Source organism: Burkholderia sp. PAMC 26561, assembly GCF_001557535.2.
Lineage (GTDB): Bacteria > Pseudomonadota > Gammaproteobacteria > Burkholderiales > Burkholderiaceae > Caballeronia.
Genome location: NZ_CP014306.1, coordinates 3,072,643 through 3,094,499, shown reverse-complemented (window position 1 = coordinate 3,094,499; position 21,857 = coordinate 3,072,643). Strand labels below are relative to the sequence as shown.

Sequence of the window (21,857 nt, the reverse complement as noted above, 5' to 3'; positions counted from 1 at the left end):
GAGCTTTCATGACGCAGCGTGAAGTGGTGGTGGTCAGTGGAGTACGGACTGCAATCGGCGATTTCGGCGGTGCTCTGAAGGACTTCAGCCCGACCGATCTTGGCGCACGTGTGGTGCGCGAGGTTTTATCGCGGGCGGATCTGTCCGGCGATGACGTCGGCCATGTCGTGTTCGGCAACGTGATCCAGACCGAGCCGAAGGACATGTACCTGGCGCGCGTCGCCGCGTTGAACGGCGGCGTCACGCAACACGCACCGGCGTTGACCGTCAACCGGCTGTGCGGATCGGGATTGCAGGCCATTGTTTCCGCCGCGCAATCCATCTTGCTGGGCGATACCGATATCGCCATCGGCGGCGGTGCGGAGAGCATGAGCCGGGCGCCGTATCTCGCGCCGGCCGCGCGGTTCGGCCAGCGCATGGGCGACGCCCGTCTCGTCGACATGATGCTCGGCGCGCTCCACGATCCCTTCGATTCCATTCACATGGGCGTGACCGCTGAGAACATCGCGGCGAAGTACGGCATTTCGCGCGAGACGCAGGATGAGCTTGCGGTGGAGTCCCACAGGCGGGCGGCGCGGGCCCTCGAAGGGGGCTATTTCAAGGAGCAGATCCTTGCGGTGACGCAGGCGTCGAAGAAGGGTGACATCGTCTTCGATACCGACGAACACGTCCGCATGAATGCAACGCTCGCAGACTTCTCGAAGCTCAAGCCGGTGTTCGCGAAAGAAAACGGCACGGTGACGGCGGGCAACGCATCGGGTATCAACGATGCCGCCGCTGCCGTCGTGTTGATGGAACGCAATGAGGCCGAGAAGCGCGGCCTCAGGCCGCTTGCGCGTCTGGTCTCGTATGCGCATGCGGGCGTCGATCCGAAATACATGGGCATCGGACCGGTTCCGGCCACGCGGAAGGCCTTGGAGCGCGCCGGATTGAGCGTGGCCGATCTCGATGTGATCGAAGCCAACGAAGCATTTGCGGCGCAGGCATGTGCGGTATCGAAGGAACTGGCGCTCGATCCCGCGAAGGTCAATCCGAACGGCTCGGGCATTTCGCTCGGCCATCCGATTGGCGCAACGGGCGCGTTGATCACCGTGAAGGCGCTGTACGAGCTGCAGCGCACGGGCGGCCGATATGCGCTCGTGACGATGTGCATTGGCGGCGGGCAGGGTATCGCGGCAATTTTTGAACGTGTAAGTAGCGATTGAGCAGAGACCATTGATGACGCAATTGAAAGTGGCAGCATTCGCGGCGGCAGCGCTGATGCTTGCCGGATGTAATTCAGCCATGCCGCCCGATGGATCGCGCTCGGTTTCAGCAGCGCGTGCAGCGGCCACGCCGGGCGACCTGGGCCTGCGGGCGCCGGGGACGTCGGAAGCCATCGAGACGCTGGCGTTGCCGCCGGCAAAACCCTTGACGCCCAACCCCGAATTTGCGCGGTTTCCGGTGTACGCAGGTACGCTCGGCGACCAACAGATCGAGATGAAGCTCGGCGCAAAGACGGATGAAGCGTCGGGCGTTCACGGCGAATACCGGTTCGCAGGAAGTCCGACGGTGATCGTGGTGGCGGGAGACCGCGACGGCGATACGCTCGAAATCGAAGAGTCGACCGATGGCACGCACATCACGGGCAATTGGGTCGGCAAGTTTGCCGCCGACGGCAGCGTATCCGGTGAGCGGATGAACGCCGACGATTCCAACCCGGTGCCGTTCGAGCTCAAGCCGGTCGGCGCCGGATTGCCGCCCGCCCGTGCGGCCGGTGCGAATGCGCCGCTCGCGCCGAGAGCCGCGCCGCCCGCCGCGCCGTCGCTCGAACCCGCGCCCGTGCCGCCGAACAACGCAGTGGGCGGGACGAGCAACGTGATCATCGGCGAGTGATTTGCACTTAGCCGTCCAGCGTGATACGGCGTCATCGGCTTCTCGCGATGGCGCTTTTTTCTTTTAGCCCAGACATGCAGGACATTTCCATGACCGATTCCAGCCATTCGTCGAAAGAACTTAGTTTGCAGACTCGCATCGTCCATCCCGAGGACAAGCTGACGCCCGGTTTCCAGTCGTTTTCGGTGCCGGTCGCGCGTGCGTCGACGGTCGTGTTTCCGGATCTCGCCACCATGCGCGCCCTCGTCTGGCACGACGACAGCCAGTGGCGCTATGGCCTGCATGCCACGCCGACATCGCTTGCATTGGCGCAACGCCTCGCCGCGATCGAAGGCGGTCAGCATGCGTTGCTGGCACCGTCGGGGTTATCGTCGATATCGAATGTGTATTTCGCGCTCGTCAAATCCGGCGATCACGTGCTGATTCCGGACAACGCGTATTCGCCCAATCGCGAACACGCCGACTGGCTCGCCAAGGATTTCGGGCTCGAAGTGACGTATTACGATCCGCTGATCGGTGCGGGTATCGACGCATTGATCCAGCCGAACACCAGGCTGATCTGGCTGGAAGCACCGGGCTCGGTGACCATGGAAGTGCAGGACGTGCCGGCCATTACGAAGGTTGCGCGCGCACATGACGTGCTGACCGCAATCGACAACACCTACTCCGCCGGCCTCGCGTTCAAGCCGTTCGAACACGGCGTCGACATCTCGGTGCAGGCACTGACGAAGTACCAGTCGGGCGGGAGCGACATTTTGATGGGCGCGATCATCACCGTCGATAAATCCCTCCACGCCCGGATCAAAGCCGCGCGGATGCGCATGGGGATCGGTGTGTCGTCAGACGATTGTTCGCTGGTGTTGCGCAGCTTGCCGAGCATGAAAATCCGCTTCGAAGCGCATGACCGGACGGCGCTTTCATTGGCGCGCTGGCTGAAGACACGCCCGGAAATCGCGGCGGTGCTGCATCCGGCGCTGCCGGATTGTCCGGGCCATGAGTTCTTCGAGCGCGATTTTACGGGCGCGGGAGGCCTGTTTTCCATGGTCTTCGATAAGCGCTACAGCCCGGCGCAAATCGATACCTTCGTTGAAGCGCTGGCAAACTTCGCGATTGGCTGGAGCTGGGGCGGCGCGAACAGCCTCGCCATGCCGTACAACATCAAGTCGATGCGCACCGCCGGCGCGTGGCCGCATGAGGGAGTGCTGGTGCGTTTGTATATCGGGCTGGAGGAGGAGGCCGATCTGCGCGCGGATCTGGAGCGCGCGCTGGATGGCCTGGGCGACTGAGAACAACCAACGGCGGCGTTCAGAAGAGTTTCAACAGGCCATCGAGTCCCACGAAATTGAGCGCGAGCGTCGCCGATTCCCGGACCACCGGCTTTGCCCTGAACGCCACCGACAACCCCGCTTCCGCCATCATCTTCAGATCGTTCGACCCGTCACCCATCGCGATGGCGCGCTTCGGATCAATCCCGAGCTGAGTGCACGTTTCACGCAACGTGCGGGCTTTCACTTCTGCGTTGACGATCTCGCCGGTCACCTTGCCAGTCAGCTTCCCATCGATAATTTCAAGCGTGTTCGCGCGCGTGAAATCCAGGCCGAGGCGTGCTTTCAATTTTTCGGTGAAGAACGTGAAACCGCCGGACACCAGGAGCGTTTTCAGGCCGGCGGCGCGGGCGCCCGCGAGCATGACTTCCGCGCCCGGCGACAAGCGCAGGCGCTCCTCGTACACGCGCTCCAGCGCGTTTGCATCGAGTCCTTTCAGCAGCGCGACGCGCCGTGTCAGGCTCTCGTTGAAGTCCTTGATTTCGCCGCGCATCGACGCTTCCGTGATCGCCGCGACCTCCGCTTTCAGCCCGCAGAAGTCGGCGATTTCATCGATACATTCAATCGTGATCAGCGTCGAATCCATGTCCATTGCAACCAGGCCGAAGTCGGCAAGCCGCGCGTCCGGTGCCACGAACGCGTAATCCAGCCGATGTGTGCCGCAATAGGCATCGATGTCCGGACGCTGCAGCGGATCAGCGCCGCTCAATCGCAACACCGTGCCGTCAGCGGCCGCGCGCTCCGTTTGCCGCGAACGGGCGAGGGCGGCGAGCGGTTTCAGATGGGTATCGGCGATCGGTTCCAGGCTTTGGATGACGAGATTCATGGCGGGAGGGAATATTAAGCGGCGAAAGACCGTCATTGTAATGGTCCCGACCGATGGCGAACGCACGCGCCACGCCGCTATCATGAACGTCAGATGACATAACGGAGACCCGCATGACCCCGACCGACCACGCACGCGCCTTCGACCTGCGCCAGCTCGACGCCGCGTTCTACGCCGATCCCTATCCGGTCTACGATGCGTTGCGCGCCACCGAGCCGATCAAGAGAATGCCGGACGGTTCGCTCTTTCTCACACGATACAAAGACGTGCAGGCGGTATATCGCGATCCGAAGACCTTCAGTTCGGACAAGACCGTAGAGTTCGGCCCGAAGTACGGCGCCGACAGTCCCCTTTTCGCACATCACACGACCAGCCTCGTCTTCAACGATCCGCCGCGGCACACGCGCGTTCGCAAGCTGATAGCGGGCGCGTTGACGGCACGCGCCATCGCCGCGATGGAACCCGGCCTCGTGAGTCTTGTCGATGCTCTGCTCGATCAGGCCGCCGAGCGTGGCGAGATCGATTTGATCGGCGAGTTTGCATCGGCGATTCCGGTCGAAGTGATCGGCAATCTGCTCGATGTCCCGCACGACGAACGCGCGCCGCTGCGCGACTGGTCCCTCGCGATTCTCGGCGCGCTGGAGCCGGCGCTCACCGTGGAGCAGCACGAGAAGGGCAATCGCGCGGTGACGGAGTTCATCGATTATCTGGTGACGCTGGTGGCACGCCGCCGGAGAAATCCCGGCGATCCGCAGCACGATGTGTTGACGCGTCTCATCCAAAGTGAATCCGACGGCGAAACGCTCGACGAAGCCGAATTGCTGCACAACTGCATCTTCATCTTGAACGCGGGCCACGAGACGACCACGAATCTGATCGGCAACGGCATTGTCCTGCTGGCACAGTGGCCGGAGCAACGCTCGCGGCTGCGGGCCCGGCCGGAGCTGATTGAAAGCGCGATTGAGGAATGCCTGCGGTACGAAAGTTCGAATCAGCTCGGCAACCGGATAGCAACGGCGGATACGCAGATCGCGGACATTGAAGTACCGTGCGGGACGCCGGTAACCTTGTGCATTGGTGCGGCGAATCGCGACCCGGAGCAATTCGATCATGCCGAAACATTCGATATCACCCGTGAGCCGAACCGCCACCTTGCGTTCGGATTCGGCATTCACCAGTGCGCGGGTTTGTCGCTCGCGCGTCTTGAGGCCCGAATCGCGATCGGACGATTCGTGGCGCGCTTTTCGGCGTATCGGCTGAGTGGCGCCCCAACGCGAGCCGCGCGTGCTCGCTTCCGTGGTTTTGTGGAAGCGCCGGTTCTGGTGGAATGACAGACGCGCTGCAGCTTCAACGCATCAGACCGTGCGACATGGCGTAATGGCGCAACGCGGCGTTCATGCGTGTTTGCCAGCCGTCGCCTTGTGCCTTGTACGCATGGACCACATCCGGATCGATCCGCAACTTGACGGGCAGTTTAGGGTTCTCGAGCTTGGGCCGACCGCGCGGACGCAGTAATTCCTGCGCGCGTTCCTGGCCATAAAGCTCCGGCAAGACCTCCGAGGCCGGACGCGCGCGGGCGAATTCGGTATCACCCCATTCTGGATTGTCTTCCGGCGCCAGATCCTTAACTTCTTTGATTTGCTTGTTCATATCTGTTTATCTCGCGAGAATTTGCTTTACGCAGGCTGATCACGTGCATCTTCGCGCCGCGCGGAGTAAAAACCAGCATGTGAAACCTGCCTTCAATTAAGCCAAGCACCTGGAAGCGCCGCTCCTCGTAAAGCTTCCTGATATCTTCGACAACCAGCGCCGTTGTCATATCCAGGTCGCGGACCGCCTCGAAAGACAGGCCACGCTCCCGAATGTTCGTCTCGCTTTTCAGTACGTTGTACGAGATTGGCATTAATAATGTACCCCCAAAAATCTGGATATGCAAGCTTTCAATGTACACCGACGAACTATGGATCGCGCCGGTCTAAAGGCCGTATCGATGTCTCGTTAGGAATAATCTGAGGGCTAAAAATTATTTAAAATCGGAAAACTCTTATTCCCATTTCTTTGAGATGAACTTTGGCCTAGTCCTATACGTGTTGGCCTAGAGGGTCACTTTCGTTTATCGATCTTCGCGATTCGGAAGAAGATTTTTTAGCGATTACCGTATTTTTCCGCGAAGGTGGAAGTCCATAAGATGGACCCACACTCCGAAGGACGAGGTCGAAGAGTCGCCGCGCGTGCGCAGCTGGGATGCGGTGGGTACGGTGAAGGCGGTCGGTCCGGACATCACGCTTGGTCAAGATGGGCGACGCGGTCGTCTATGCGGGGAGCATCACGCGACCGGAATTGACGAAATGGGCAACGAGCTGGGCGCCGATCACAACGTGGATCACTTCGGCGACATGCCGAAGCGCCCGTGATCTCCGCAAGATCAACGCAGCGAACTTGCGCGAGGCGCATCGCCTTCTGGACGAAAGGTGTGCGATCGGGAAGATGGTGACGACGGGGTTCTAATTTTCCGCTTGTTCGGCATTCATCTGTGCGCAGGCTTGTCGCCTTCGCCCCGTAAGGCGAGCGGGCGACTATTGTGTTGCCGCCTATACGCCGTATCGGCTGGCCGACGCCGCAACACGAGATGCGCGTGCTCGCTTTCGTGGGTCTGCGGAAGCGCCGCTCGCGCCTCGCGTGGCCAACAACGCGCAGCGCCTAGCGTCGTCAAGCACCTGGCCTCGAGATGAGTTCCCGTCGCATTTGAGCAATGACGCTCGACCAGTCTCGACCCGGCCGGGGCTGACGGAAGAGCCGGGCGCTTGGATACAAGGCTGACGTTTCACTTTTTGTCATCCAGCGCCAGTCAGTTCCGAAGTGAGGCAACATGATCCAGACCGGCTTGCCCAGGGCCCCCGCGAGATGGGCGACCGCGGTATCGACCGTGATAATCAAATCGAGCTGGTTGATTAGTGCCGCTGTATTTGCAAAGTCGTGGAGCTCACCGCTCAGATCGACAAGTTCTCCCCGACCGTCTGCCTCACGCGCATCACTTTCACCTTCGCCTTTTTGCAAACTGAAGAAATGAACTGCTTTGATTGAGCTCAATTCCAACAAGAGTTTGAAGTCGACCAGCGACGCTGAACGATTGTTATCGTTCTTTAACTGCTTGCTTCCTTTCCAGACCAATCCAATTTTAAGCAGCGTATCGCTTTGTGGAATGACGCCGGTTCTTATGGTGGGCGCGCGCAGATATGGATTAACGGCTTCCGGAATTGTGCTGACTGCCGTATGAAAACGGTACGGCAGACTCATTGAGAGCACCCAATAGTCGTGACGATTTACCGACATGCCAGGAGATAACGGAAGAAAATCAACCTCTCCAATGCTCGCGAACAGGCTAACCAGCGTGGGCTTGCAGGCCCACGTAACCTTGCTTGCGCCGGCCGCGGCGAGCGAAGCTGCGTAACGGACCGTCTGGATTTCGTCGCCCAGCCCTTGTTCGCCAATGACCAGAATCGATTTGCCGACTAGGTTTTCCCCGCGCCATGGTGGAAACGGCAACTCTGGCGCATTGACTGGACGGGCATCCCACCGCTTTGAAAATCGGGCTTCATGCAAGGGCCATCCTTCGTCGAAGCGACCTTGTGCAAGCAGATTGACGGACAGGTTGTAACTTACCCAGTCGGCTGATTCGTCAATCTCAAGCGCGCGCCGATACCACTTTTCCGCATCAGCCAGGTCCGATAAACAGCTTTTGATCAATCCAATATGGCCTAGTGTTGTCACGTCTGTCTTGTTGCGTGCAAACGCCTTGCGGAACAGCTTTTCAGCGGCTTCAATATCACCCTGATCCAGCGTCAATCGACCAAGGTTATTTAATAATCCGACGTCGTTCGGCGTGATTTTTAGCGCCGCCTCGAAGTGGGCACGTGCTTCGGCTGACCTCTTCAACTGGGCTAGCAAGACGCCATAGTTGGTCAATGCCGCAATTGATTGCTTGTTAATTTCCAGGATTGCTTTGTACTGTTCTTCGGCTAACGCATAGTCACCGCGCTGGTGCGCTGTAAAAGCAGCGTGAAGCGTGTTTTGTTCGTCTTGCATAATTCAAGTTTAAATCAAAATATTGATTAATTAATTTAACAAATCACGCGCTCAATAAATATAGAGAACGATGCTACCACGGCTGATTTATCGAAGGTTCTTAAAAAAATGAATGAATTTGAGATAATCGGGCGGGTTGACAGGAGAAATGTAAATTGCAAGCTTCGCTGGCCGCGTTATCCCCGCAGGAACGGGCGTCTGCCCCTGAAAGAGCTCGTTCCAGGTAACTCTAGCGGGCGCATTTTCGTCTTTTAAGCGAAGATGTTTTATCGATTGCTGGGTTCTTTGTGAAGCCGAAAGCCCCTAGGATCGGGTTCACACCTTGCAGCCTGAAGCTGGAAACCTTCGAAGGAACTAATCCATGAAAGCCATTGCCCTGACCCGTTACCTGCCGATTTCCAACCCCGAATCGCTAATGGACGTCGAAATCGACAAACCCGCGCCAACCGGACGCGACCTGCTGGTAAAGGTCGAAGCGATCGGCGTGAATCCTGTCGATACCAAGGTCCGCGCGCCGAAGGACAAGGTCGAAGAGTCGCCGCGCGTGCTCGGCTGGGATGCAGCGGGCACAGTCGAGGCGGTCGGCCCGGACGTCACGCTGTTCAAAGTGGGCGACCCTGTGTTTTACGCGGGCAGCATTACGCGGCCGGGTACGAACAGCGAGTTTCATCTCGTCGACGAACGCATCGTCGGCAAGAAACCGGCATCGCTTGATTTTTCGCATGCCGCCGCGTTGCCGCTCACCACGATCACCGCCTGGGAAGCGTTGTTCGACCGGCTGGGGGTATCGGCGGAAGGGAAGGACGCGGGCAAGTCGGTGCTGGTCGTGGGCGGCGCGGGCGGTGTGGGTTCCATCGGGATTCAGCTCGCGAAGAAAGTGGCGAAGCTGAGGGTGATCGCGACCGCGTCGCGGCCGGAATCGGCGAAATGGGCGACCGAGCTGGGCGCGGATCATATAGTCGATCACTTCGGCGACATGCCGAAGCAATTGAAGGACGCGGGTTTTGAGCAGGTCGATTACGTGCTGATCTTCAACGATACCGACAAGCATTTCCCCGCGGCCGCCGAGGTCATCGCCCCGCAAGGCGGGATTTGCACGATCGTCGAAAACAGCATGCCGATTGCGGTCGAATTGCTGAAGGCGAAGAGTGCCGCGTTCCATTGGGAATTCATGTTCACCCGCGCTATGTTCGGCACGCCCGACATGATCGAACAGCACAAACTGCTCACCGAAGTGGCGCGACTGATCGACGCAGGCACGATCAAGACGACGCTCGGCCGTGATCTCGGCAAGATCAACGCAGCGAACTTGCGCGAGGCGCATCGCCTTCTGGAAGAAGGGCGTGCGATCGGCAAGCTGGTGATGACAGGGTTCTGATTCGCCGTCTGAACTGATCTGCCATTGCGTTGCACGCTGCGCGCGCCGCGGGTTTCCCATGAGAAGCCCGCGGCGCGCGTCGCGCTAGACTGGACGCGCCTCGCGCGCGGTCCGAGCCTCCTCGGCGCCGTCGTGTTCATCTCGCGTGACGGTGCAAACGGAGGGCAACGCATGATCGATCGTTCGGGTTTCGCTCAGTTTTGCCGGCCTGCGGGTACGGCATTCGCGCTGTGCTTTTGTATGGTGTCGGCGCATGCAACGCCCGGCATCAAGGTGATGTCCGAAGTCGCCAACGACGGCCCGATCAAATACACGGTCAAGATGGCGTCCAAGGCGTGGGGTAACGAACAGGAAACACGCACGATCCGCTCCGGCCAGACCGATGACTTCACCTGGCAGAGCAAACCTCCCGGCGGCGCGCAAAACGTGCCGGACGCCTGTCCGGACGTGGGTTCCATCCGCAACGCCAGCGGCGTCACGGTGCGCCAGGTGAAGATCCGCTTTGCGGCGGTGATTGCGAGCAACGGTGACGCCGATGTCCAGATGAATTTCCAGGGCCACACGCCGCGTGCCGCGACGGCGGTTACTGTAGCCGGCAAAAAACTGCAATGTCCCACCGATAATTCCTTTAGCCAGATGACACATTTCACGATGCCGACCGGTGGCGCCGAAAAATCGGTGACGCTCAGCGACGGTACGAAGCTCACCGTGAGCGCAAGCCGCAAGTAAAACCACGGCGCCACGGCGCTTTCCCATCTGGCACGTTTTCTGCGGAGCGTTGACGGTCCGCGCCCGCTGGCGCGGGCCAACACCGTCAACCGCAACGTCGATAAACCGCTCGTCGGAAGGTCAAGCACGATGCCACACATGATCTGGAAAGGCGCGATCAGCTTCGGGCTGGTCCACGTCCCCGTGCAACTCTATCCGGCCACGCAGTCGGAGAAAGTGGGCTTCAACCTGCTCGATAAACGCTCGATGGATCCCATCGGCTACAAGCAGTTCAACAAGAACACCGGCAAGGACGTGACGCGCGACAACATCGTGCGCGGTTTCGAGTACGAGAAGGGCAAATACGTCGTGATGAGCGACGCCGAAATCCGCTCGGCCAATCCAGAATCGACGCAAACCGTCGATATCCTCGCGTTCGTCGAAGCGCCCGACATCTCGTTTCTGTCGCTGGACACCCCGTATTACCTTGCGCCCGACCGCAAGGGCGAAAAGGTCTACGCGCTTTTGCGCGACGCGCTGAAACAATCGGGGAAGGTCGGTATCGCGAGCGTGGTGCTGCATAACAAGCAGCATCTGGCCGCGCTGATTCCGGTTGGTCCGGCTCTCGCGCTCAACACCTTGCGCTGGGCCGACGAAGTGCGCGATTTTGACCAGTTCAAGCTACCCGATGAAGACCCGAAGAAAGCCGGCGTCACGCCGAAAGAACTGGAGATGGCGCAGCGCCTGATAGACGACATGAGCGATTCGTGGAATCCGCACGATTACCACGATACGTTCCGCGAAGACATCATGGCGCTCGTCGAAAAGAAGGTGAAGGAAGGGCACACGGAGGAAGTGTCCGAGGTCGAGGAAGGCAAGCCGCGGAAGTCATCGGCGGAGATTCTGGATTTGTCGGAGTTGCTTAAACGCAGCCTGAAGAAGGGCAAGCCCGCGGCGAAGCGCGGCGCCAAAGCGGCCGCTGACCAAGGCGACGACGCGGCTGACACCGAAGAACCGGCCGCCGCCGCGAAACCGGCGCGCAAGACGGCTACGCGCCGCAAGCGCGCTTAAAGCACGCAACCGTCAAGCGGACCCGCCGATGGCTGGAAAACTCGAAACCTATCAGCGCATGCGGCGTTTCAACCAGACGCCGGAACCTTCCGGCGACGCTGCTGAAAAAGCTAAAGCCCGACGCGCATCGAAAAAGGCGCAGGCGAGCGAGCTTTCGTTCGTCATTCAGGAGCACGACGCACGCCGGCTTCACTACGACTTCCGGCTCGAACTCGACGGCACGCTGAAGTCGTGGGCCGTGCCGAAGGGGCCGAGCCTGGATCCATCGGTTAAACGGCTTGCTGTGCATGTCGAGGACCATCCGATCGATTACGGTTCGTTCGAAGGCGCGATCCCCGAAGGCAATTACGGCGCGGGCAGCGTAATCGTCTGGGATCGCGGGACGTGGGAGCCGCAAAGCGGGAGTATCGATGAAGCGCGCGCCACGTATGAAAAGGGCAAGCTCAAGTTCGTGCTTCATGGCGACAAGCTGCAGGGCGGCTGGACGCTCGTGCGCAGCCATATGCGCGGCAATGGCGACAAAGAACAGTGGTTGCTGATCAAGGAACGCGACGACGAAGCCCGCAACGAAGCCGACTACGACGTTTTGCTCAAGAAGCCCGGCAGTGTGATGAGCGATTCGCTTGGCGCGCGCACGAAAAGCGGTGAGGTGCGCGAGCGCGCCGAGCGCAAGAGCGCAGCGAAGACGACGAAAGCGGCGCCATCCCCAAAGCGGCCTGCCGTCAAGGACAAGGGAACGAGTCCCGAGCGGCCGCGGCCGGACATCGTCGCGAACCGCAGCGCTGAATCGCTGCGCACCCTCGCCGATAACCCCGCCATCCAGGACGCGGTCAAGGCGAAACTCCCCGCCACCATGAAACCGCAACTTGCGACGCTCGTGGACGCGTCGCCTTCGAGCGATGACTGGACGTACGAGATCAAGTTCGATGGATATCGGATCATGATCCGCATAGACCGCGAGGGCGGTGCAAAGCCAAAGGCAGCGCGAGCGCAATTCTTTACGCGCAACGGCCACGACTGGACCGACAAGTTCAGCCGTGAGGTCAAGGCGCTCGACAAGCTCGATGTACAGAACGCATGGCTTGACGGCGAAGCCGTCGTGCTGGACGACAACGATCTGCCGAATTTCCAGAAGCTGCAGAACGCCTTCGATACAAACCGTCCGCAAGACATCGCGATCTATTTCTTCGATATCCCTTTTCTGAATGGTTACGACCTGCGCAACGTGCCGCTGATCCAGCGCCGGGCGATCCTGCAAGCGCTACTGGAACCGCTGGACGACGACGTACTGCGCTTTTCGGCGGACTTCGAATTCGGCGCGGACGATCTGTTGAAAAGTGCGTGCGACATGGCGCTGGAAGGAATCATCGGCAAGCGTCGCGACAGCACTTATACGTCTGGGCGCAGCAATAGCTGGATCAAGCTGAAATGCAGGCGGCGGCAGGAGTTCGTGGTCGGCGGATACTCGGAGCCTACTGGCAGCCGTGGCGAGTTCGGCGCCTTGCTGCTTGGCGTCTACGATGCAAAAGGCAAGCTGCAATACGCTGGCCGCGTGGGCAGCGGCTTCAATGCCGGAACCCTGCGCGATATCAAGAAGCAACTCGATAAACGCGAGATTCAAAAGATGCCGTTTGCGTCGGCGCCAAAAGAGCGCAGCCGTACGCCGGTGCATTGGGTCACGCCGGAGCTCGTCGCCGAGTGCAACTTTGCCGAGTGGACGTCTGAGCGGATTGTCCGGCAGGCATCGTTCGTCAGTTTGAGAACCGATAAACCCGCGAAAGAGATCGTGAAGGAAGAGCCGAAATCGACGAAGGAGGTCGCATTGAACGACGAAAACGAAGTCGCAGCGGCGCCCGCGAAAAAATCGGCGGCGAAGTCGGTGAGCAAAACCAATGCCGTCGCCAAGAAAGCCCCAGCCAAGAAAGCCCCGCCCAAGAAAGCCGCCGCGAAAAAAACCGCCGGCGCTGAACTGGTTGCCGGCGTGAAGATCAGCCATCCGGAGCGCGTGCTCGATCCATCGACGGGTGTCAGCAAGCTCGACCTTGCCCTTTACTACGAAGCCGTGGCGCCCTGGATGCTGCCGCATCTGAAGGACCGTCCCGTGTCGCTGGTTCGAGCACCAGGGGATATCGGCGGGGAGATGTTCTTTCAAAAGCACAGCGAAAAACTCACGATCCCGAACGTGAAACAGCATCCGGGTATCGATCCTGGACACCCGGCGCTCATCACGATAGAAAACGTCGGCGCGCTCGTCGGCGCGGCGCAGATGGGCACCATTGAAATGCACACGTGGAACGCGCTTGCGGCGAAGCTGGAGAAACCTGACCGCATGGTCTTCGACCTCGATCCCGGCGAAGGACTCGGCTGGGACCGCATGAAGGAAGCCGCGCGTCTCACGCGCGAACTGCTGGAAGAACTCGGCCTTGCCTCCTTTTGCAAGACGAGCGGCGGCAAGGGCTTGCACGTAGTCGTACCGCTCACGCCGCAAGCCGGATGGGATGAAGTGAAGGGTTTCTCGCAAGCCGTCGCGCAGCACATGGCCGGCGCGTTGCCAAAATATTTCTCGGCGAAGATGGGCAAGCAGAATCGTCAGGACAAGATCTTCGTCGATTACCTGCGCAATAACCGCGGCTCAAGCACGGTCGCCGCATACTCATTGCGCGCACGGCCGGGAATGGGGGCGTCGGTGCCGATCGGCTGGGATGAACTCGATGCCACCACGGCCGGCGATCAATGGAACATCGGCAATCTGCATGAGCGGCTGGACGAACTCGACGCCGATCCATGGGCCGAGTACTGGAAGACGAAACAACGCATCTCCGCTGCCATGAAAAAGCGGCTCGATATCAAATAAACCGCCCGGAGGTTGCAATGACGCAGCAAGGCAAGACATCCCACGACGAAGCCACGCGAGCCGGTCCGACTGACGACGGCCGCGAACTGGAAAGCAAGCGCGCGGTCGATACGGCCGCGCCGCTTCCGCATGAAACCGATGAAAGCCCGGCCTCGCAAGATGATCGCGAGCCGCGCAAGGTCGGGGAACAGGCGCATGAGGATCTGGAGCGGGGACTCGAAGATACGGATCGCCGTGGCGGCGCAGACTATCAGGAGCGGACGCAAACCGACGAGCACGCGAACACGAACAGCCCTCGCAAGCCCTGACCCGCAACACGTAATCGCTGCCCGTGGTCAACAAAGCGCCTCTTGCGTAGAATGGGCGCGCGGTATCGAAAATTGACGCGACAGCGCGTGAGTCAAGCTGGTAAAGGCGCTCGCGGGAGTTCGCTGCAGTTATTCTTACCTTTTTGCAGTTGGCAAAAATTGATTTTCGGTAATCCTTGCCGATATCCTCGCGCACGCCGGCCGGCCTTGCATCGGCAACGAGGTGTCCGCTAAAAAGCTGCGGATCTCATGCATCGTCGTAATGCGACGTGGGCCAATGCGCCGCAACCCCGTGGAAAACCATGAACGGACCATGCAATACGAACTTCTGTCCCTTCTGAAGGCTGCAACCGCCGAGAGTCATACGCGGCTTGAAAACGAACTGGACCTGATGCGCCCCGAATGGCCGCGTGAAGACTATGTCGCGCTGCTCGACGGCTTTTATGGCTATGTTGCGCCGTGGGAAGACCTGGCTGCGCGGTCCGTGCCGGCGCACTTGCGCCAATTCTTTGAAGCACGTCGGAAGGCAGCGCTTCTCGAAGCTGACCTGTCGTTTCTCACCGGCGACCCCGCCCGCGCGCAAACAGCGCCTTCAGTGGACCATTTGCCTGCGATGAACACCATTGGCCGTGTGTTCGGTTCCATGTATGTCATGGAAGGCTCGACGCTCGGCGGACGTTTCATCGCGCCGCACGTGGCCAAGCTCTTCAGCCTGGATGCCGGCTTGGGCAACGCGTACTTCGACGGTTACGGCCCGCGAACCGGCAGCATGTGGAATGCGTTTCGCGAAACGGCGAGCGGTGAAGTGCCGCGTGACCAATACGATGCTGCGCTCGAGGCTGCGATTGCCACATTCGACGGACTGCACGACTGGCTCGGCGCGGTTCGCGCAGATTCGGGGGCAACGGCATGAGCAGTGGGTCCGAGCCAACGCCGGGCGTTGATGCGACAGCGCGCGCGGCGGTCAGCGACATCGCATATTCTTCTTCATTGCCTGACATGAAGGCGCGCCAGCTCGCATTAGCAGCCGGCGCTGCCAATGCGCAATGCGACGCCGAGCCCATCCATATCCCTGGTGGCATCCAGCCGCATGGCTATCTGCTGTGTCTGTCCGACACATTGACTATCCTGCAGGCGAGCGAAAATCTTGCAGTGCTTGCAAAGCGGCCTGTCGAGCAGCTACTGGGCGAACCGGTCGATGTACTGCTCGGCATAACTGCCGCAGAACAGATCGCGCATGCCGTGGCGAGCGCCGAGCTGGATGAGACGCCGCTTTACATCGGCGTGGTGGAAAACGTGCTTCATCTGCCGGCGGCATCGGCACAGGAACGACCGATTGCATCCGTCGATGGACCCGAGTTCGATATCACCATCCACCGGCATGACGGCAACCTGATCGTCGAACTCGAAATCGCGCGGCATTCGAACTCGGATGTCTTTGCATCCATGTATCCGCTCGTGCGCACCTTCACACGCAGCCTGCAGGATGTGGAGACAGTGACCGAGCTGGCGGAACTTGCCGTCCAGGAAGTGCGCCGGATGACCGGTTTTGGCCGCGTGCTTCTCTACAATTTCGACGAAGAAGGCCGCAGCCACGTGCTGGCCGAAAGCAAGGACGACAGCTACGTGTCGTTCCTGAACCAGACATTTCCCGCCTCGGATATCCCGCGTCAGGCGCGTGCGCTCTACGTCAAGCAGCGCGTGCGGCTGGTCGCGGACGTCGATGCCAAACCCGTGCGGATCGTGCCGCCGGTCAGCCCTGTCACAGGCCGCCCGCCCGACCTGACTTACACCTCGCTGCGCAGCTTCTCGCCCATTCATCTCGAATACATGCGCAACATGGGCACGTACGCGTCCATGTCGGTGTCGCTTATCGTGCGCGGCAAGCTGTGGGGCCTGATTTCCTGCCACGACCACGACGCGCAGCTCGTACCGTTCGAAGTGCGCATGGCGATCGAGCATCTTGGGCAGCTTGTGTCGCTGCAGATCGAGGCGAAGGAAGAGCGCGCCGAGGCCGCTTACCTGCAAAGCTTGCGCAGCACGATGTCACGTCTGATCGCGAGGCTTTCGGAGCACGAAGATTACCGTGTGGCCCTGGAATCGTCGCCCGACGATCTGTTGTGTTTCGCCGGCTCGCGGGGCGCGGCCATTGTCGCGGACGGCAAGGTGACGCTGATCGGTTTCACGCCCGACGCCGATACCGTGCTCGCACTCGCACAATGGCTCGAATCGAGCACGAAGGGCGTTTATGCAACCGACGCACTGCCTGAAGAGTGGCCGCGCGCATCCCGTCATATCGATACGGCAAGCGGCATTCTCGCTGTGCCCATCTCGCAGATTTTTCGCAATTACGTGATCTGGTTCCGGCCCGAAACCGCGCGCACGATCAAATGGGCGGGCGAGCCGGTCAAGCGTGTATCGAGTCAGGACGGCAGCGTAGCGCCGCGCAAGGACTTTGCGCCATGGCTCGAAATCGTGCGCAACCGGTCACTGCGCTGGCGGCCGGTGGAACTTGAAATAGCGGCTGAATTCCGTGCATCGATGCTTAACATCGTGTTGCGCCGGGCCGAAGAACTCGCGGAACTCGCAAGCGAACTGAGCCGCGCGAACAAGGAACTCGAAGCGTTTTCGTATTCCGTTTCCCACGATCTGCGCGCGCCGCTGCGCCACATTGCCGGATACGGCGACCTGCTGCGCGAGACCGAGGGCGAGACGCTATCGGAGCGCAGCAAGCGCTTTCTCACCAATATGCTGGATTCGGCGCGGCTTGCGGGCGTGCTCGTGGATGATCTGCTGACGTTTTCGCAAATGGGCCGTGCGGCGTTGCGGCCGGTACAGGTCGACCTGAATCAGCTCGTTCAGTCGGTGGTCCAGGAATTCGGCGCGGAAACCGCAAACCGGAAGGTCGAATGGATCATTCCCGAGTTGCCGAGTGTCACGGGCGACCCGGCGTTCCTGCAGATCGCGCTGCGCAACCTGTTCTCGAACGCCGTGAAATACACGCGTACGCGGGAATCGGCGAGAATCGAATTGTCGGTCAATTCGACGACCGACGAATACATCGTGAGCGTGCGGGATAACGGCGTCGGCTTCAACATGAAGTACGTGAACAAGCTGTTCGGGGTGTTCCAGCGGCTGCACCGTGCGGAAGAATTCGACGGCACCGGAATCGGGCTTGCGAACGTGCGCCGGATCATCGAGCGGCACGACGGCCGGACGTGGGCCGAAGGGCGCGAAGGCGAAGGGGCCGCGTTCCATTTCTCGCTGCCAAAGGTGTTCAGGACCGATTCCGTAGATGCCGACGGCAGGCGGCGCAAGTCTCGCGCGGCGCCGTCGTCCGGTTGAAACGCACCCAGGCAGCACCCGCTCAAAACCAGTCAATTACCAGACCATGCTGAAACCCATATTGCTTGTCGAAGACAATCCCAGCGATCTAGAACTGACGCTCGTCGCGCTCGATAAAAGCCAGCTCGCCAACGAGGTGATCGTGGCGCGCGACGGCCAGGAAGCGATCGATTACCTGCGCTGCGAGGGCGAATGGAACACGCGTAACCCGGGTAATCCGGCGGTCATACTGCTTGACCTGAAGCTGCCGAAAATCGACGGCCTGGAAGTGCTCGAGACCATTCGCGCGAGCGAGGTACTCAAGGCGATTCCCGTCGTCATGCTGACTTCGTCGCGTGAAGAACAGGACCTCGTTCGCAGCTACGCGCTTGGCGTGAACGCCTACGTGGTCAAGCCGGTCGAGTTCAATGAGTTCGTCGAGGCCATTGCGGATCTCGGGGTGTTCTGGGCCGTGCTGAACGAGCCGCCGCCCGGGTCCATGCGGGTACGCCGTCAGCCGGCTTCGGAATGAACCATAAGCACAATCTTGTCCGCCCGGCGCCTTGCTGCGCGCGCCGGTTCGCCTGAGCTCCCAGACCATGCAGCCTTTGCACCTGCTTCTCGTAGAAGACAACGCGCTCGACGCGGAACTGACCTTGAGCCAGCTGGAGCGCGCCGACTATGAGGTCGACGTACAGATTGTCTATACCGAACAGGATTTCATCGCGGCGCTGGACACCACCGAGTTCGATGTCATCCTTGCCGACTTTGTCATGCCGGTTTTCTCCGGCGTGGAAGCGCTCGCGATCGCGCGTGAACGCGTGCCGCAGACGCCATTCATTTTTGTGTCCGGCGTGCTCGGCGAGGAACATGCGGTCGACATGCTCAAGCGCGGCGCCACCGACTACGTGCTCAAGCAGCGCCTGCAGCGCTTGCCCGCGGTCGTGCGTCGTGCGCTGACGGAAAGCACCGAACGCCAGCAACGCATTGCGGTTGAACGCGCGTTGCGGGAGACGGAGACGCATTTCCGGCTGCTCGTCGATGCACTCAAGGACTACGCCGTCATCACGCTCGATCAGGAGGGCCGGATACGGACGTGGAATGCGGCATCGGAACGCATTTTGGGATTTACGGCACATGACGTGATCGGCCGCTCGGCCGAAGTGTTCTACGGTCAGGAAGATCGTGACGCCGATGTCTTTGCCGCGGAACTGGCGATCGCGCGTGCCGAAGGTAGTGGAAGCGCCGACCGGTGGTTATGGCGCAAGGACGGGCGCTCGTTTTTTGCATCGGGCGTGACAACGGCCATCCGCGCGGATAACGGCGACCTGATCGGCTATTCGACGATCATCCGCGATGTCACCGAAGAACACATGGCCGCCGACGCCCTGCGCGTTGCGAAGGAGCAGGCCGAGACCGCGAACCGCGCGAAGGACCACTTCCTCGCCGTGTTGTCGCATGAATTGCGCACGCCTTTGACGCCGATCGTGGCTGCCGTCCGGCTGCTCGAGATGCGTCATACGCTGCCGGCCGAAGCCCAGCCCACGCTCGAATTGATCCGGCGCAACGTGGAACTGGAAGCGCGCCTGATCGACGATCTGCTCGATCTGACCAGCATTGCGCGCGGCAAGTTATCGCTGAATTTTGCGAACGTGGTGCTCGAGACTTTGATGTCGAGCGCGCTCGATATGTCCGAGTCCGATCTGCGCGGCAAGGGCCTGACGCTCGAAACCACGCTGGGCGCGAGCTCGACGCTGGTTTTCGGCGATGCCGCCAGGCTGCAGCAAATCGTCTGGAACCTGATGAAGAACGCGGTGAAATTTACGCCCGCGGGTGGACATATCGCGGTGCGGACGTGGAATCCGGACACATCGACGATTGCGATTTCGGTGACCGACAGCGGCATCGGCATCAGCGCCGAAGCGTTGCCGCGCATTTTCTCGGCTTTCGAGCAAGCCGATGATTCCATCACGCGCGCGTTCGGCGGACTTGGACTGGGGCTTGCCATTGCAAGCACGCTGGCGTTGAAGCATGGCGGCACGCTGACCGCCCAGAGCGACGGACGCGACAAGGGCGCGCGCTTCACGCTGACCTTGCCGCTCGTCAAGTCCGGCGCTGAAGACGAGGCGTCGCCGAGCGCCACTCAGGACCCCGATGAAATAGTGCGGTCGCTAAAGGTGTTGCTGGTCGAGGACAACGAATACACGTCGTCGGCGATGGCGCAGGTCCTGGAAGTGCTCGGGCATCAGGTCGCCGTCGCGACGACCGTAACCGAAGCGCTGTCGTTCGCGCGATCGGATGTGTTCGATCTGCTCGTCAGCGATATCGGTTTGCCGGATGGCAGCGGGCTCGACGTCGCGCGCGCCTGGACCGAGCTGCAGCCCGGCAAGCCGTCGGTTGCGATCACGGGTTATGGCATGGACGAGGATATCCGCCGATGCCGCGAAGCCGGTTTCCTCGATCACCTGACCAAGCCGGTGAATTTTGCACGGCTCGAGTCGCTGATTCATACGTTCGCGCGGCGGCCGGGCGCTTAGTTGCCTTATCTAGCTGCCTTATTTAGCTGCCTTATTTGCTTCTGGTTTTCCTCTCGACCAGTTTCGATGCCATGAACCGGTGCTTGGCGGAAAACAATCGCCGGTACGTCATCAATACAGCGCCGACCGTTCCCAGCGCCGACGAAGCCGCGATGAAAAACATGATCACGATCTGATACCGCACCGCTTGCAACGGCGATTGTCCGGCCAGCACCTGTCCCGTCATCATCCCGGGCAGACTGACCAGGCCGACCACGGTCATCTGGTTCAATGTCGGGATCATGCCCGCGCGCACCGCCTGCCGCGCCGGACCCTGCGCCGCTTCCCAGCGCGTGGCGCCCAGTGCAAGCGACATCTCCACCACGCCGCGTCCCGAGGTCAGTTCCTCCGTCATCCGCTCGATCCCGAGCGACACGCCCGTGAGCGTATTGCCGAGGATCATCCCGAGGATTGGAATCGCGTATTGCGGTTCGTACCACGGATGAATGCGGATCACGACAAACAATCCGACAGCCGCCACGAGCCACGAACTCACCCAGATCGACACGATGCTGTCTGCCCGCTGCCCTGCATAGGTCCGCCGTCCACGATTGGATGCCGACAGTCCCGCGATCAGCGTCATCAACGCCATCAAAGGCAGGACGACATACCAGCGCGCGAACTGGAACACCCAGCCGAGCACATAGCCGATCGCCAGCAACTGCACGACGGTTCGCACCGCCGCCCACGCCAGCTTGCGTTCGAGATCGAGCTTCAACATCACCGACAACACGCCGTTCACCACGATCAGCGCGGCCGCAATGCCGATATCGAAAAGACTTAGCGTCTGGTAGCCGCTCATGCCAGGACTCCGGCAGTCATCACGAGCTGGCGTTCGCCCACGCGTTGCGCCTGGGCCGGATCGTGCGATATCCAGATGCTCGCGCGCGCGCCATGGCCTTCGGCGAACCATGCGCCGACCAGCGCTTCGATCTCCAGCGCCGAAGCAGGGTCGAGCGAAGCCGTGGGTTCATCGAGGAGAAGGATGTCCGGGTCGACCTGCAGCACGCGGATCAGCGCGGCAATCTGCGCTTCGCCGCCCGAAAGGTCGCTTGCGCGTTTGTCGAGGAAACCAGTGCTGCGGCCAGCGTGGTTCGCAAGCTCGACAACGCGCTCGCGATCGAACCGGATATCGCGATAAACCTTCAGCGAAAACGGATAGCGCAGATTGTCTTCGACGCTGCCATCGAGCATGGCGGGGCGTTGCGCGATGTAGGCCACCCGGCGTCTGTACGAAGGAATTTCGCCGCGCGCGATCGGCTGGCCGCGCCACTGGATCGTGCCGTCGTCGATGGGATCGAGCAGCGCCAACGCCCGCAAGAACACGCTTTTGCCCGATCCCGATGGCCCCGTGATTACCGCTCGCTCGCCGGCTGCAAGGGTGAAGCTGGTCGGATGAAGCAGGGTGACGCCGCGGGCTGGGTCCTGGCGCGTGAGCGCGACGGTGCGAAGCATTGGCGAATTTGCGTGTGTGGGCATCGAGCTGACGGCGGGGATTGTTGTTTGAGCGCAATCATAAGCCACCG

The 21,857-nt window shown here is 60.7% G+C and carries 20 protein-coding genes; 14 read left to right on the top strand and 6 right to left on the bottom strand.

The annotated features are described in order from the left end of the window. Positions 1-8: 8 nt before the first annotated feature. From bktB to AXG89_RS14220, 3 genes are all read left to right on the top strand, one after another. The gene (gene bktB / locus AXG89_RS14230; protein ID WP_062170017.1) at positions 9-1,205 is read left to right on the top strand and encodes a beta-ketothiolase BktB; all 1,197 of its coding nucleotides are present in this window, start codon (positions 9-11) and stop codon (positions 1,203-1,205) included. Between the two features lie 13 nt (positions 1,206-1,218). Continuing rightward, on the top strand, positions 1,219-1,875 hold the full coding sequence (locus tag AXG89_RS14225) for a hypothetical protein (protein ID WP_075359539.1): 657 nt from the start codon (positions 1,219-1,221) through the stop codon (positions 1,873-1,875). An 89-nt stretch (positions 1,876-1,964) separates the two neighbouring features. Further along, a complete protein-coding gene (locus AXG89_RS14220) occupies positions 1,965-3,161 on the top strand; it encodes a cystathionine beta-lyase (protein WP_062170622.1) in 1,197 nt (398 codons plus the stop codon). Positions 3,162-3,180: 19 nt separating this feature from the next. Here the strand turns inward: AXG89_RS14220 and serB are convergent, their stop codons facing one another. Further along, entirely contained in the window at positions 3,181-4,026 is an 846-nt protein-coding gene (serB, locus tag AXG89_RS14215; RefSeq protein WP_062170016.1) for a phosphoserine phosphatase SerB, read from the bottom strand. Between the two features lie 113 nt (positions 4,027-4,139). Between serB and AXG89_RS14210 the strand changes: the two genes are divergently transcribed. Further along, entirely contained in the window at positions 4,140-5,357 is a 1,218-nt protein-coding gene (locus AXG89_RS14210) for a cytochrome P450 (protein ID WP_062170015.1), read from the top strand. 16 nt (positions 5,358-5,373) lie between these two features. Here the strand turns inward: AXG89_RS14210 and AXG89_RS14205 are convergent, their stop codons facing one another. Next, a complete protein-coding gene (locus AXG89_RS14205; RefSeq protein WP_061999512.1) occupies positions 5,374-5,676 on the bottom strand; it encodes a BrnA antitoxin family protein in 303 nt (100 codons plus the stop codon). Beyond that, positions 5,651-5,962 (bottom strand): BrnT family toxin, encoded by a 312-nt coding sequence (locus AXG89_RS14200; protein ID WP_236873341.1) that lies wholly within the window; start codon positions 5,960-5,962, stop codon positions 5,651-5,653. The genes AXG89_RS14205 and AXG89_RS14200 overlap by 26 nt, the downstream gene beginning before the upstream one ends. Positions 5,963-6,257: 295 nt before the next feature. On the opposite strand from AXG89_RS14200, the gene AXG89_RS44625 reads away from it, so the two are divergent. Next, positions 6,258-6,440, top strand: a complete 183-nt coding sequence (locus tag AXG89_RS44625) for a hypothetical protein (RefSeq protein ID WP_442861737.1) — start codon at positions 6,258-6,260, stop codon at positions 6,438-6,440. Positions 6,441-6,735: 295 nt separating this feature from the next. On the opposite strand, the gene AXG89_RS14190 is transcribed toward AXG89_RS44625, so the two are convergent. Then, entirely contained in the window at positions 6,736-8,112 is a 1,377-nt protein-coding gene (locus tag AXG89_RS14190; protein ID WP_062170013.1) for a tetratricopeptide repeat protein, read from the bottom strand. A 361-nt stretch (positions 8,113-8,473) separates the two neighbouring features. Between AXG89_RS14190 and AXG89_RS14185 the strand changes: the two genes are divergently transcribed. The 9 genes from AXG89_RS14185 to AXG89_RS14145 all read left to right on the top strand — a co-directional run bounded on the left by AXG89_RS14185 (position 8,474) and on the right by AXG89_RS14145 (position 20,292). Next, positions 8,474-9,490 (top strand): zinc-binding alcohol dehydrogenase family protein, encoded by a 1,017-nt coding sequence (locus tag AXG89_RS14185; protein WP_062170012.1) that lies wholly within the window; start codon positions 8,474-8,476, stop codon positions 9,488-9,490. Positions 9,491-9,661: 171 nt separating this feature from the next. Then, complete coding sequence (locus AXG89_RS14180) at positions 9,662-10,219, top strand: DUF6013 family protein (RefSeq protein WP_231941243.1); 558 nt, start codon at positions 9,662-9,664, stop codon at positions 10,217-10,219. Positions 10,220-10,348: 129 nt separating this feature from the next. Then, positions 10,349-11,269, top strand: coding sequence for a non-homologous end joining protein Ku (gene ku, locus AXG89_RS14175; RefSeq protein ID WP_062170011.1), 921 nt, complete (start codon positions 10,349-10,351; stop codon positions 11,267-11,269). A gap of 28 nt (positions 11,270-11,297) precedes the next feature. Then, positions 11,298-14,123: a DNA ligase D gene (ligD, locus tag AXG89_RS14170; RefSeq protein WP_062170010.1), complete on the top strand. Its 2,826-nt coding sequence runs from the start codon at positions 11,298-11,300 to the stop codon at positions 14,121-14,123. Between the two features lie 17 nt (positions 14,124-14,140). Further along, complete coding sequence (locus tag AXG89_RS14165) at positions 14,141-14,431, top strand: hypothetical protein (RefSeq protein WP_061999505.1); 291 nt, start codon at positions 14,141-14,143, stop codon at positions 14,429-14,431. Between the two features lie 313 nt (positions 14,432-14,744). Further along, on the top strand, positions 14,745-15,344 hold the full coding sequence (locus AXG89_RS14160) for a biliverdin-producing heme oxygenase (protein WP_062170618.1): 600 nt from the start codon (positions 14,745-14,747) through the stop codon (positions 15,342-15,344). Continuing rightward, positions 15,341-17,776 carry an ATP-binding protein gene (locus AXG89_RS14155; RefSeq protein ID WP_082771422.1) on the top strand — a complete coding sequence of 812 codons (2,436 nt, stop codon included), beginning with the start codon at positions 15,341-15,343 and terminating at the stop codon, positions 17,774-17,776. Before AXG89_RS14160 ends, AXG89_RS14155 begins: the two co-directional genes overlap by 4 nt. Positions 17,777-17,822: 46 nt before the next feature. Then, a complete protein-coding gene (locus AXG89_RS14150) occupies positions 17,823-18,287 on the top strand; it encodes a response regulator (RefSeq protein ID WP_062000860.1) in 465 nt (154 codons plus the stop codon). A gap of 67 nt (positions 18,288-18,354) precedes the next feature. Next, positions 18,355-20,292 (top strand): hybrid sensor histidine kinase/response regulator, encoded by a 1,938-nt coding sequence (locus AXG89_RS14145; RefSeq protein WP_061999504.1) that lies wholly within the window; start codon positions 18,355-18,357, stop codon positions 20,290-20,292. A gap of 31 nt (positions 20,293-20,323) precedes the next feature. On the opposite strand, the gene AXG89_RS14140 is transcribed toward AXG89_RS14145, so the two are convergent. Together AXG89_RS14140 and AXG89_RS14135 are read right to left on the bottom strand one after the other, a co-directional pair. Then, positions 20,324-21,133 (bottom strand): ABC transporter permease, encoded by an 810-nt coding sequence (locus tag AXG89_RS14140; RefSeq protein ID WP_062170009.1) that lies wholly within the window; start codon positions 21,131-21,133, stop codon positions 20,324-20,326. Continuing rightward, on the bottom strand, positions 21,130-21,786 hold the full coding sequence (locus AXG89_RS14135) for an ABC transporter ATP-binding protein (protein ID WP_231941242.1): 657 nt from the start codon (positions 21,784-21,786) through the stop codon (positions 21,130-21,132). The genes AXG89_RS14140 and AXG89_RS14135 overlap by 4 nt, the downstream gene beginning before the upstream one ends. Between the last annotated feature and the right edge of the window lie 71 nt (positions 21,787-21,857).